Here is a 12,928-nt window from a genome sequence, read left to right as displayed (position 1 = left end):
AGCTGATTTCCGAACGAGTTTCAGCAAAAGGCCTGCTCAGCTGTTGTAGCAGACCTTTTGGAAATAATTGTAATTAAAGCAGACACCATCGGGCCGAGTTGTTAGTTTAAGAGTATACCCAATGGGTAAAGCTCAAAAAATAATTGCGCGGGCGTAAGGGTTTTAGGGCCCTTGTGCGTCTATCCGATAGTGAGCCGGCGCTTGCCGGCTTTGCAGCCCTAAAGCGGTTGCTTTCCCAATTCTGTAATGAAAACCCTGACTGTTTTTCTAGTTCTCGCGCTGGCCCTTACGGCCGCCGCTTTTTGTCCCCGTAATAACAAGGCGCATGCCCCGGTCGAAGTGTCGTTAACCTCGTTAACCGCGCCCGAAAACACCGACGTTACCCTGCACCGCCTGCACGCCGCTACCGCCGCGCACGTGTGGGAGGTGTACGTGCAGGAGGGCAGCCACGTGACCCGCGGCCAAGTGCTGGCCAAGCTGGCCGTACCGCTGAACACCGTAGCGCGGCAGCAGGCCCAGGCCAACGTAGCCAAAGCCCAGCAGCAGCTTACAGCCCTGGCTGCTACTGCTAACCCCGATGCCGCCCTGGTGGCCCAGGCCCAGCAGCGTGTAACCGAGGCCGGCGCCCGCCTGGCGGGCACGCCCAAGCAAGTGACCTTTGCCTTCGTGCAGGCCCCCGCCGACGGCATTATTGTGGGCCAGCCGGTAGCAGCCGGCACCCGCGTATCTGATACCACCGCTGTGGCCGTGCTGGCCCAGCCCAACGTGGTGCCCACGGCGGCCCTCACCGCTAACTAATCCACCAGGATCAGGCGCTGGTTTTCCTTCTGGCCAACGGTTAAAAGCAGCAGGTTTTGAAAGGAACGAGCCAGCAGAAGGCTCCTGCTTGAGGAGCAGCATCGGACAGCGGTTCTTACTTTAGGGTCACTTTCGACCCACGGTTCAGGCAGCGCAACGTTGTTCGCGGCCTCCCCGTGGGCTGATTGCCACTCTGGGCCGGGCTTTGCGAAACCCGCTCCGAAACGCCCGCGTTCGACTTTTTCCTGCTTGCATGAAGTATCTACCCCTGTCGGCGGGCCTGCTGCTGACGTTTGGCGCCTGCAAAATGCAGCAAACGACTACTTCCAATCCGGCCGCAACGCCGGCCCCGGAGCCAACGGCGCCCGCGCCCGTGTGGCAATCCGACGCCTACACCATTTACCGCGACGCCGTAGTGCAGGGGCCGCACACGGCCCGCGCCCTTTCGCGCCAGGAACTGACCTCGAATTACCGCAGCCCGGCCAATGCGTTTCAGAGCCCCCAGGTGAGCTTTAAGTTTAGCCTGAATGGCAAGGACAACGAGATGCAACCCGGCCAGGACCACGTGTTCGTAGCCCTGCCGAAAGCCGACGGGGCGTTGCTAGAAACCCCACTCATTGTGTTCGGGCAGCAGTACGTGGACCGCACGCCGGTGCCGGTTAACACCTACCTGGCACCCAACACGCCGCTGAAAATTCGGCTGGATCTGCGCCCGGTGCTGGCGGCGTTCAAGCAGCAAGGGTATTATCAGCTTTACAACGGTCAGAAGCTATACCAGGCCGATTTCAAGCACGTGCACGTGGCCGGCAACACCACGCCGCTGAGCTGGGACTTCGACAACCTCATCAACAAGCCCCAGTTGGAGCTGAAGGACCCCGAGGGCGACGGTATCTACGAAACCACCGTTACGCTCAACGCCCACTCCGACGCAAAAACCACCGCCAGCGCCTGGAAACAAAGCCTCGACGTGTCGGCCTTCCCGCAATACCAATCGGATTACCCGCTATTCGACGCGCTCTACAACCTGGCGCTGGAAGAAGCCAGGCGCGCCGTGGAGCCCGACGGTACGTTCCGAACCGGGCAGGAGTGGGCCGGCGTCTGGACCCGCGACATCAGCTACTCCATTATTCTGGCCCAAGCGGCTCTGCAGCCCGAAGTAGCCAAAACCAGCCTGCTGCGCAAAGTTACCGACGACGGCCGCATCATTCAGGACACCGGCACCGGCGGCGCTTACCCCGTTTCCACCGACCGCATGATCTGGGCAGTGGCCGCCTGGGAAATCTACCTCACCACCGGCGACGAAGCCTGGCTGCGCAAGGTGTACCCGATCATCAAAAAGTCTATTGAAGACGACGTACAGAACGCCTACGACCCAAACAGCGAGCTGTTGTGGAGAAATCCTTCCTACCTGAAGCCGGAGGATATCATCCCCCTTAATCCGCCGGGCAGCCTGACCTTTCTGGTGCGCGGCGAGTCTTCGTTTCTAGACTGGCGCGAGCAAACATACCCACGCTGGATGCAGCCAACCGACATTTACCAGAGCGAAAACCTGGGCACCAACGCGGTGCATTACCAGGCCAACGTAGTGCTGGCTAAAATGGCCCAACGCTTGGGGCAAGAGGAAGTGGCGCAAGCCCACAGCGCAACTGCCGAACATATTAAATCCGGCATCAACCAATTATGGCTGGCAGATTACGGCTACTACGGCCAGTACCGCTACGGCCGTAACTACCTGACGTTGTCGCCCAAATCAGAAACTCTGGGCGAGGCACTGTGCGTGCTCTTTGGCGTGGCAGAAGAGGCGCGGGGCCAATCTGTGGTGGCCCGCACGCCCGTCATGGATTACGGCATTCCGTGCATTTACCCGCAGATTGCGGGTATTCCGCCCTACCACAACAACGCCGTGTGGCCCTTTGTGCAGAGCTTTTGGGGCCTGGCCGCCGCCAAAGCCGGCAACGAAACGGCCTTCATGGAAAGCATTGCCGCGGTTTCCCGCCCGGCGGCGCTGTTCCTCACCAACAAGGAGAACTTCGTGGCCTCGAACGGCGACTTTGCGGGCACGCAAGTAAACAGCAGCGTGATGCTCTGGAGTTTGTCTGGCTCGCTCGGACTGGTGTACAAAGGCCTGTTCGGTATGGACTTTCAACCCGATGGGCTGGTGTTCCGGCCGTTTGTGCCGCAGGCGCTCCAAGGCACCCGGCGCTTGAGCAACTTTACGTACCGCCAAGCCAAGCTCGATATTGAAATGAGTGGGTACGGCCGCAGCATCCGCAGCATTACACTTGATGGCCAGCCGTTACCAAATGCCGCCGTGCCGGCCAGCCTCAGTGGCACGCACCGCATCCGCATCGAGCTAAGCAACGAAGCACCGCCTGCAGCTACGCAAAACAAAGTGCCGCACCACGTAGCCCCCATGACGCCAGCCGTGCGCTACCAAACCGGCCGCTTGCGCTGGGCGCCGGTGGAAGGAGCCACCGCTTACCAAGTGCTACGCAACGGCCAATTTGCGGCCCGCACCACCGATACCGAGTTTGCGGTGACCGCGCCGACGGCTTACACCGAATACCAAGTGCTGGCCGTGGACGCGGCTGGGTTCGAGAGTTTCGCCAGCGAGCCGCTGCCGGTAGCCGCCGAACGCTACCGCACCGTGGTGGAGCTGGAAGCGACTACGGGCAAAGCCAACCGACCCTACAAAGGCTACTCGGGCAAGGGGTTCGTGGAAATTAGCCGCAGTCTGAACCGCCGACTCGCAGTACCCGTGACGGTTCCGGCCGACGGGCTGTACGCCGTGGAGTTTCGCTACGCGAACGGCAACGGACCCATTAACACCAGCAACAAATGCGCAATGCGCACGCTGCGCCTTAGCTCGCAACTGGCGGGTACGGTGGTCTTTCCGCAGCGCGGGGTAGAGGAATGGTCGGACTGGGGATATTCAAACCCGGTGCTAATTCAACTGAAAAAAGGCCAGCACACGCTGGTGCTGGCCTTTGAACCCGCCAACGAAAACATGAACGGCGAAGTGAACCAGGCCATGCTCGACTACCTGCGCTTTACGCGGGTGCAGTAGCCGCCCGCAGCCGTTGTGCAGGCCCGGAGCCGGAAGAAATTCAGCGAAACGTGGATGAAACCCGTATTTTCCGGCCCGCATTTCCCGGTTCGGGTTTCCCGGTTCCGCAAAATCCTTCGTTTTCTCTCCCTTAAAGCACCCCGCCATGATACTGATTGCCGACGGCGGCTCCACCAAAACCACGTGGTGTCAGCTCGATTCTGCCGACACCGACCAGCGCGTCCACTTCAGCACCGAGGGCTACAACCCGTACTTTATCAGCACCGAAGGCATTGCTGCCTCGCTCGATGCCAACCTGCCCGACACCCTGCCGCGCGAGCAGGTGACCGACGTGAGCTACTACGGCGCCGGTTGCTCCACGCCCGCCAACGTGGAAATTGTGGTGAGGGCCATGCGCCAGATTTTCCCGAAGGCCAAGGTGTACGTGAGCCACGATTTGCTGGCCGCTGCCCGCGCCTTGCTGGGTCGCAACAGCGGGTTTGCCGCCATTCTGGGCACTGGCACCAACTCCTGCATTTACAACGGCCAGCAGGTGGCCCACAACATCGATTCGCTCGGCTACTTCCTCGGCGACGAAGGCTCGGGTTCCTGGATTGGCAAGCGCCTGCTGCGCGACTATATGCGCGGCCTGCTGCCCGACGGCCTGCAAGCCGCCTTCAAAGAGCAGTACGGCTTCGACAACGAGGAAATCTTCGACCGCGTGTACAACAAGCCGCTGCCGAACCGCTTTCTGGCCTCCTTCAGCAAGTTTGCCTACGACCACAACAACGTGAGCTACTGCCGCGACATCGTGGTGGAAGGCTTTGAGGCTTTCTTCAAGAACCTCGTGACGCAATACCCCGGCTACCAGGGCCTGAGCTTTAACTGCGTGGGCTCGGTAGGCTACAACTTCCGCGATGCGCTGGCCCAGGTAGCCCGCACCCACGGCATGCAGGTGGGCAAAATCATTCGTTCGCCCATCGACGACCTCGTGGACTACCACGTGGAAGCCCTGCGCGACGGCATCGACTTTACCGCCACGCCCGTGCTGAAAGGGTAGGAGTTTTTAGTATCTGAAGCACTAAACAGAAGCGCCCGCACCGAAAGGTTGCGGGCGCTTCTTGCTTGTTCATAGCTGCCGTTTGACATCCGTTTTGGGTCGTTCAAGTAGCCGGTTCGGGCGCTGGCAGGCGGTGCGCGGCGCCGTATCTTCGTGGAGCCAGAAACGAGCCGGTGGAGCAGCAGGAAACCCAACGTAAGATCATTCACCTCGACATGGACGCGTTCTATGCCTCGGTGGAGCAGCGCGACAACCCCGAGCTGCGCGGCCGGCCCGTGGCCGTAGGTGGCTCGCGGCAGCGCGGCGTGGTGGCCGCGGCCAGCTACGAGGCGCGGCAGTTTGGGGTGCGCTCGGCCATGCCCTCCACGGTGGCGCAGCGCCAGTGCCCCGATCTGGTGTTCGTGAAGCCGCGCTTCGAGGTGTACAAGGCGGTGTCGCGACAAATCCGGGCCATTTTTGCCGAATACACGCCGCTCATCGAGCCCGTGTCGCTCGACGAAGCGTACCTGGACGTAACGGAGAACCTGAAGCAGATGGCTTCGGCCACGCGCATTGCGCAGCAAATCCAGGCTAAAATTCTGGCCGAAACGCAGCTCACAGCTTCGGCAGGCGTCTCGTACAATAAGTTTCTGGCGAAGCTGGCCTCCGATTACCGCAAACCCCACGGCCTGCACGTCATCAAACCCGAGGAAGGGCTGGCCTTCGTGGAGCCGCTGAAGGTGGGCGACTTTCACGGCATCGGACCGGTAACGGCCGCTAAAATGAACCAGCTGGGCATTTTCACCGGCGCCGATTTACGGGAGTTGCCCGAAGCGTTTCTGCGCCAGCATTTCGGCAAGGCTGGCGGCTATTACTACGCCATTGCCCGCGCCATCGACCACCGCCCCGTGGTGGCCGACCGCGTCCGCAAATCCGTAGGCTCCGAAACCACCTTCGAGCAGGACCTGACCACCGACGAAGAGCTGCTGGAAGGCCTGCAACCCTCCCTCGATTCGGTGTGGGAATATTGCCAGCGCACCGGCGTGCTGGGCCGCACCGTAACGGTAAAGGTGAAGTATGCCGACTTTCAGCAGCTCACCCGCAGCCGCTCCAGCCTCGGCCTGTTCACCGATAAGCAGCTGCTCGAACGCGTAAGCCGCGAGCTGCTAACCGCGCTGTATCCGCTTCCCAAAGGCGTGCGTTTGTTGGGCGTTTCGCTCTCAAACCTGGAAGCCAGCGAAGATTCCGTAGGCCGGCAGCTGGCGTTGCCGTTTTAGTTCTACGGTTCAGTGTTCGATAATGTAACGCCGCATCAATTCCTCAACTTGGGCTATGCTGGCATTTTCAATGTTCTGAATCACGGAATAGCTGTGGGAGTTACTTACATCTTCCAAGTCCACATAATAATGGAACGGCCTTCGATTAAATGAATTCACATAAATAAGTTGCCTTTGATTTAAGCTTTCAAAACCGATAGCACATGCATCACCGTCCCAATAGTCCCGGAGAGTAAAGCTGCCTGGGCCAAACAAGGACATGAAATGGTCAATCAAATCCCGGACGGCCGGGTCTTTCTGCGAAATTAGGTTCATAATATCTCACTTGCGGGAATTTGCGCTGAACGCTACGCTAACCGCCACAGCGGCAGGCCTTCTCCAGCAGCAAACTCGACGCGGTCGGCGGGCAGCTCCACGAAAGCATCGGCGTGCAGCAGGCTGGCCAGGTCGCCGGAATTTTGGGTGCGGTCGAGAGGATGGGCCCACAGGCGGCCATCTGGGGTATTGCTGATTTTGACGAGTAGGAAGTGCGTTAAGCTGGGCTTGAAGACGAAATCGGTAGCCAGAGTTGCGTAAGCGGTGGGAGCGGGGCTAGGGTGCGGTTGTTGCGCCGCCAGCAGCCAGGGCTGGGCGTAGCGGAAGTAATTCAAAAAGGTGGAGACGGGGTTGCCGGGCAGCGCGAATACCACCGCGCCTTGCGGGTGCCGCCCAAACCAAAACGGCTTGCCGGGCCGCTGCTGCACCTCGTGAAACAGCTGCTCGGCGCCGGCTTCCTGCAACGCCTGGGGCAGGTAATCGGCCTTCCCTTTCGATACGCCGCCGCTCAACAGCACCACGTCGAAGTCGCGCAGCAACGGCGGCAGGCCAACGCGCAGCACCTCAGGGTCGTCGTTGAAATGGAACGCGGCCGTTTCGGCGCCGGCTTGCTGGGCCGCGGCCTGTAGCATGAGCCCGTTGGAGCGCCGAATCTGGTGCGGCAGCGGGGTTTGGTCGATGGCAACCAGCTCGTCGCCGGTACTTACCACGGCCACCCGCGGACGCCGGGTAACCTGCACTTGGGCGGCCCCCACGGTAGCAGCCACGGCTAGCTGTGCCGGACCCATAACCGTGCCCACGGGCAGCAGCAGGTCGCCTTGGCGGCGGTCGGCGGCGCGGCGGTGCACGTTATGGCCGGCAGTGGGCGGAACGACTTGCACAGCGGCTACCCGCTGGGAGGCTTCGTCGCTAATCAACAAGTCCTCGTAGCGAATTACGGTGTCGGTGCCGGGCGGCAGGGCGGCGCCGGTCATGATTTCGATGGCGGCTTGCGGATTTTTCAGCGTTAGCGGGGCTTGCCCGGCCAGTTGTGTGCGTTCCAGCGGAAATTCCCGTTGCCCGGCTGCCAGGGCGTTGTAGGCCACAGCTATGCCGTCCATGGCCACGCGGTCGAAGGGCGGAAAGTCGCGGTCGGCGTGCAGCGGCTCGCGCAGCACCCGGCCCAAGGCAGCGGCCAGCGGTAGGGTTTCGGGGGGCAGCACGCGTAGGGTAGACCACACGAGGCGGGTGGCTTCGGCAACTGAAATCATGAATGCGGTACTTTGCGGGCGGAAAGGTGCTACAGCTGGAAAACTACGCGTACGGGCAAACGTTTGCTGGCAAGTGTAGTTTGTTTCAGGTCGGCAACATACACAAGCCGCTCCGGTGGCGGTGTCCGCCTGAATAGGTCGTCCGTTTAGCTGCCTGCCGATTATGGTCTTTCGCTTCCTTCATGTCTGATTACGATTCTCCCAAACTGACCCACCTGAACGCCGCCGGGCAGCCTACAATGGTTGATGTGGGCGAAAAAACCGCCACCCGCCGGGTGGCCCGGGCCCGCAGTCGGGTGGTGCTCGGGGCCGAAATTCTGGCCCTGGTGCAGCACGGCGACCTGCCCACGCGCAAAGGCCCGGTGTTTCAAACCGCCATTTTAGCCGGCATTATGGGCGCAAAACGCACCTCCGAGCTAATTCCACTTTGCCACCCACTCGGCCTCGACGACTGCCAGGTAACCATTACTGTAGCGCTGCCCGATGCCGTAATAATTGAGTGCATGGCCTCGGTAACGGGCAAAACCGGCGTGGAAATGGAAGCCCTGACCGGCGCTTCGGTGGCGGCCCTCACCATTTACGATATGTGCAAAGCGTTGTCGCACGACATTCTGATTCAGGAAACGCGCCTGATCAGCAAAACCGGCGGTAAGCGCGACTTTCACCACGCCGATGCCTAACGAAGCTTCAACCCCGAAAACCCACCAAAAGCACGCCGCCCTGGTCCGGTCGGTGGCGGGCGAGTTTGGCCGGCACGAGCTGGCCATTTTGGGTGCGCCTTGCGGCGTTATCAAAAACTTGGCAGCGCGACTGCTGCCCTTGCTTACGCCGCAGCTGCGCGTGGCTTACGTGGATGCCGACCACGCTTTTGGCGACGCGGCCGAAGCCGGTAACGGTGCGACTGAATCTATGCTGGAACACGGCGCGTCGGCGGAACTGACCGATAAAATTCAGTTTCGCCGCCTCGATGTGCGGCGCGGCATGGACAAGTTCGCTCAGCAGCAGTGGCTGGCCGACCAGAGTTTGGTACTAGTAAACGGCAACCATTTTCGTGCCCGCCAGCAAGTGGCCATCATCAGCGCCCAAAAGCCGCTCGAAAAAAAGCTGGACCGCCTCACCGACGTGCAGCTCATCCTGCTTGCCGACGACCAAGCCGAGCTGCCCGCCTACCTCCGGGCTCATTTGCCCGCGCCCGAAGCGGTGACCGTGCTGCGTTTGGCCGATACCAATGCCATTGCCGCCTGGGTGCAACAGTGGTGGCAGCAGAACCTGCCGCCCTTGCGCGGCCTGGTGCTAACCGGCGGCCACAGCCAGCGCATGCAGCAGGACAAAAGCCGCCTGCGCTACCACCAGCACGAGCAGCAAGCCCACGCCGCCGCCCTACTAGCGCCATTTTGCCAAGACGTGCTCATTTCCTGCCGCCCCGATCAAGTGGCTACGGTACCGGCCGGCCTTACCGCCCTGCCCGATCAGTTTCTTGACCTCGGCCCAATGAGCGGCATCCTCACGGCTTTCCGCCACGACCCCAACGCCGCGTGGCTGGTGGTGGCCTGCGACCTGCCTTTCCTTTCCGAAACCACGCTGCGTCATTTGGTAGAGCAACGCCGCGCCGACCGCGTAGCCACCGCTTTTCAAAGCCCTGCAAACGAGTTCCCCGAGCCGCTGATAACCATTTGGGAGCCGCGCAGCTACGGGGTGCTGCTGCAGTTTCTGGCCGCCGGCTACTCCTGTCCCCGCAAGGCTCTCATCAACTCCGATGTGGAAGTGCTGCTGCCGCCCGCACCCCGGGAGCTGCGCAACGTAAATACGCCCGAAGAGCGCGACGCCGCGCAGCAAGAGCTAGAATCCGGTATCTAAACCAAGGGGCACGAAATGCGCGGAACCGGGCGGGGCCGGCAAGCTAAGCTTGCCGGCCCCGCGTCGTTGAACGGAATCGTTGCTGACTTCTGGCTCCCCCTCTCTTTTGGAGAGGGGGGTGGGGGGGTGAGGCCCTACGGATGCGCCGCCACCCACACCGTACCGTCCTCGTATTCTTCCTTCTTCCAAATGGGCACTACCTGTTTCAGCGTGTCGATAATGTACTGGCACGCGGCAAACGACTCGGCGCGGTGCGGGGTGGAAACGGCCACTACCACAGCCACGTCGCCGATTTCCAGCGTGCCTTTACGGTGTACCACGGCTACCTCTTGCAGCATGGGCCATTTCTCCTGGGCCTGCTCGGCCACCCGGCGCAATTGGTGCAGGGCCATGGCATCGTAGGCCTCGTAATGCAGGCGCACCACGCGCCGGCCGGTGCTTTGGTTGCGAATGGTACCGATGAAGGCGTTAACGGCGCCGGCACCATCGGCTTGCACCGCTTGCAAGGCCGCGGCAACGTCAATGGGCTGGTCGGTGAGGTCTATGAGCATTTTCGGCGATTAAAAATAGAAATGAGGAGCTGGAGGGCCGTCTGGGAACCTGGTCCTGCCGTTATGTGCCAATTTTTAATTCTTCATTTTCAATTTTTTAATTGATTCTACCCGCCGCTTACGGGCGGAATCAGCGCAATTTCATCGCGTTCGTGCAGGCGGGCATCGGGTTGGGCGTACTCATTGTTTACGGCCACGGCCAGGCTGCTGAGCTGGCCAAGGGCCGGGTAGGTGCGCTGGAGCTGGGCCAGTAGCTCGGCTACCGATTGCCCGGCTGGTACATCGAGCTGTAGCGTGGAGCTGCCCACAATTTCACGGGTAATGCCGAAAAGAGCAATGGCTAGGTTCATGGGCGGGAAGGTAAGGCGGCGGTTTATTACGTAAAATTGAACACAAAAGCCCGTTCGGCGTTCTTTGTTCGGTACACGCCGTTGCCACGCTTTGGTTCGCGAGTTGTCGTATCCCTAAAACATGTCCGTCGACCCCCCATCTGTGTTGTACGATTCCCACGGTCGCCCGCTCGAATACGTGCGCCTGGCCGTTACGGACCGCTGCAACCTGCGCTGCTTTTACTGCATGCCCGAGGAAGGCATAACCTACGTGCCCCGCCAGGAATTGCTGAGCTACGAGGAAATGGAGCGCGTGGTGAGCGTATTGGCCGGTTTGGGCGTGCGCAAAGTGCGCCTCACCGGCGGCGAACCATTCGTGCGGCGTGGCTTGCTGCCTTTCATCGAGCGCCTCGGCCAAATACCGGGCATCCACGACATCAGCCTAACTACAAACGGCGTGCTTACGGCCCCACACGTGCCAGAGCTCGTGCGCCTGGGCGTGCGCTCGGTAAACCTCAGCCTCGATACCCTCGACCGCGCCCGGTTCCTGCGCATTACCCGCCGCGACGAGCTTCCCCAGGTGCTCGACACCTTTTACGCCCTGCTCGATGCTGGCATTCGGGTAAAGCTGAATGCGGTGGTGATGGATGGCCAGAACATCGAAGACCTGGTGCCGCTGGCCGAGTTAACCCGCGAGTTGCCCGTGAGCGTGCGTTTTATTGAGGAAATGCCCTTTAACGGAGGTAGCCACGCTGCCATGCTGCCCTGGAACCACGTGCGCATTCGGCAGCACCTGGAGCAGCACTTCGGCCCGCTGCTGCCCGTGCCCACGGCCCCCGGCGCCACCGCTACCGACTATGCCGTGACTGGCCATGCAGGTCACATAGGCATCATTGCAGCGTACTCGCGTACGTTCTGCGGCACCTGCAACCGAATTAGAATTACGGCCGAAGGCGGCTTGAAAACCTGCCTCTACGACCAAGGCGTGCTCGACGTGCGGGCCCTGTTGCGCGGCGGTGCTACCGACGAAGAACTGCGCACGGCCCTCACGCAGGCGTTTCGCTACCGCGCCGCTAACGGGTTCGAGGCCGAACAACGCCGCCCCGTGCACCAGCTCAGTTTTGAGTCGATGTCGACCATTGGCGGCTGAGCAGGAGGCCGCAAACTAGCCAGGGCCAGCGCATCGTTATCAAAACGGGGGTGACTCCAAGCGCTTTATCACTTCGTCAATCGTAAGGGCGCCTGCCACGAAGCGTCCCAGGAGCTTCCGTTCGTAACGGGTTGGGGCCAGATAAGTATGCTTGGTTAATCGCAACGCCCAAGCCACCATGCGTCGGCGTTCTGCTATATCGAGGGGTGGAGATGTAATCTGCATGCTACGAAGTAGCACAGCGTGAAAAGTCCTTGCAAGGGCACAAAAACGGTTTTGTCGCCCAAAAAATACTTAACAACAATACGTAGTTGGGCCGCTCTCGCACCAAGCTGTGTGATTTGCCAGATGACGCGGTTTTACTGTAATCTGTTGTAAGTAAAACAATTGCTACTTGTGCAGCAGTAATTGCATACGATGAAGTTCAGGAACAGCCGGTCATCCAATTGCCATAAGCGGCACGTACGCTTGATAGGTTACCTTCTCCAGTCTTTTGATGCCAATGTTGAAAATATTAGCTGTGCTGCTGGGCTTGGCACTAAGCCTGTACCTGGTGGTTTGCGCCCTCCTGTACATGGCTCAGGAAAAGCTGCTGTTCTTTCCCAATAAACTGCCTGCCGACTACCGCTTCTCCTTTCCCGAGCCGTTTGAGGAACGTTGGGTAACCGTCGCCGATGGTACCCGCCTGCACGGCCTGCTCTTTCGCACCACCGCGCCCAAAGGGCTGGTGTTTTATCTACACGGCAACGGTGGTGCCCTCGATGCTTGGGGCAGCGTGGCTCCGGTGTATACCCGCTTAGGCTATGACGTTTTCCTGCTCGATTACCGCGGTTACGGCAAAAGCGAAGGCCGCATCAGCACCCAGGAACAGCTTTTAAATGATGCAGAAGCTGCTTACCGCCACCTGCTTACCGAGTATCCCGAAAATAAAGTTGTGGTGCTGGGCTACTCCCTGGGTACGGGCGTAGCAGCGTGGCTGGCCGCCCGGCATCAGCCCCGGCTACTCGTGCTGCAGGCACCCTATTACAGCATGCAGGACGTGGCGGCCTATCATTACCCCTGGGTGCCCAGCCAATTGGTGCGCTACCCCCTGCGCACCCACGAGGTGCTATCCCGCGTGGCCGCCCCCGTCGTCGTCTTCCACGGCGACCAGGACGAAGTGGTGTACTACGGCTCGTCGCTGAAGCTTAAACCGCTGCTCAAACCCCAGGATCAGCTTATTACGCTGCGCGGAGCTGGCCACAACGGCATGACCGAAAACCCCGTGTACCAACTTGCACTGGCGAAGTTTCTGTAGCAATGCAGGCTGAGCAACT

At 60.6% G+C, this 12,928-nt stretch carries 11 protein-coding genes; 8 read left to right on the top strand and 3 right to left on the bottom strand.

Features of this window, described 5'->3' with window-relative positions; all coding sequences use genetic code 11:
- Positions 1 to 246 precede the first annotated feature (246 nt).
- From ABD903_RS10050 to dinB, 4 genes are all read left to right on the top strand, one after another.
- Entirely contained in the window at positions 247 to 798 is a 552-nt protein-coding gene (locus ABD903_RS10050) for an efflux RND transporter periplasmic adaptor subunit (protein ID WP_345223814.1), read from the top strand.
- Between the two features lie 253 nt (positions 799 to 1,051).
- Positions 1,052 to 3,865 (top strand): MGH1-like glycoside hydrolase domain-containing protein, encoded by a 2,814-nt coding sequence (locus ABD903_RS10045; RefSeq protein WP_345223813.1) that lies wholly within the window; start codon positions 1,052 to 1,054, stop codon positions 3,863 to 3,865.
- Between the two features lie 145 nt (positions 3,866 to 4,010).
- Entirely contained in the window at positions 4,011 to 4,904 is an 894-nt protein-coding gene (locus ABD903_RS10040) for an N-acetylglucosamine kinase (RefSeq protein WP_345223811.1), read from the top strand.
- Positions 4,905 to 5,077: 173 nt separating this feature from the next.
- Positions 5,078 to 6,160, top strand: a complete 1,083-nt coding sequence (gene dinB / locus ABD903_RS10035) for a DNA polymerase IV (protein ID WP_345223810.1) — start codon at positions 5,078 to 5,080, stop codon at positions 6,158 to 6,160.
- 347 nt (positions 6,161 to 6,507) lie between these two features.
- On the opposite strand, the gene ABD903_RS10030 is transcribed toward dinB, so the two are convergent.
- The gene (locus tag ABD903_RS10030; RefSeq protein WP_345223808.1) at positions 6,508 to 7,725 is read right to left on the bottom strand and encodes a molybdopterin molybdotransferase MoeA; all 1,218 of its coding nucleotides are present in this window, start codon (positions 7,723 to 7,725) and stop codon (positions 6,508 to 6,510) included.
- A 182-nt stretch (positions 7,726 to 7,907) separates the two neighbouring features.
- On the opposite strand from ABD903_RS10030, the gene moaC reads away from it, so the two are divergent.
- Both moaC and ABD903_RS10020 read left to right on the top strand, forming a co-directional pair.
- Positions 7,908 to 8,405 (top strand): cyclic pyranopterin monophosphate synthase MoaC, encoded by a 498-nt coding sequence (gene moaC / locus ABD903_RS10025; protein ID WP_345223805.1) that lies wholly within the window; start codon positions 7,908 to 7,910, stop codon positions 8,403 to 8,405.
- Complete coding sequence (locus ABD903_RS10020) at positions 8,398 to 9,582, top strand: NTP transferase domain-containing protein (protein WP_345223804.1); 1,185 nt, start codon at positions 8,398 to 8,400, stop codon at positions 9,580 to 9,582. The genes moaC and ABD903_RS10020 overlap by 8 nt, the downstream gene beginning before the upstream one ends.
- Before the next feature lie 134 nt (positions 9,583 to 9,716).
- Here the strand turns inward: ABD903_RS10020 and ABD903_RS10015 are convergent, their stop codons facing one another.
- Complete coding sequence (locus ABD903_RS10015; protein WP_345223802.1) at positions 9,717 to 10,133, bottom strand: molybdenum cofactor biosynthesis protein MoaE; 417 nt, start codon at positions 10,131 to 10,133, stop codon at positions 9,717 to 9,719.
- A gap of 107 nt (positions 10,134 to 10,240) precedes the next feature.
- A complete protein-coding gene (moaD, locus tag ABD903_RS10010; protein ID WP_345223801.1) occupies positions 10,241 to 10,483 on the bottom strand; it encodes a molybdopterin converting factor subunit 1 in 243 nt (80 codons plus the stop codon).
- A gap of 142 nt (positions 10,484 to 10,625) precedes the next feature.
- Between moaD and moaA the strand changes: the two genes are divergently transcribed.
- Together moaA and ABD903_RS10000 are read left to right on the top strand one after the other, a co-directional pair.
- The gene (moaA, locus tag ABD903_RS10005) at positions 10,626 to 11,612 is read left to right on the top strand and encodes a GTP 3',8-cyclase MoaA (protein ID WP_345224179.1); all 987 of its coding nucleotides are present in this window, start codon (positions 10,626 to 10,628) and stop codon (positions 11,610 to 11,612) included.
- Between the two features lie 502 nt (positions 11,613 to 12,114).
- Positions 12,115 to 12,909 (top strand): alpha/beta hydrolase, encoded by a 795-nt coding sequence (locus ABD903_RS10000; protein WP_345223800.1) that lies wholly within the window; start codon positions 12,115 to 12,117, stop codon positions 12,907 to 12,909.
- The last annotated feature ends 19 nt before the right edge of the window (positions 12,910 to 12,928 follow it).

Origin of the sequence: Hymenobacter koreensis (assembly GCF_039541855.1) — a bacterium.
GTDB lineage: Bacteria > Bacteroidota > Bacteroidia > Cytophagales > Hymenobacteraceae > Solirubrum > Solirubrum koreensis.
The sequence above is the reverse complement of the archived record's forward strand: the minus strand, read 5'-3'. Positions and strand labels throughout refer to the sequence as shown.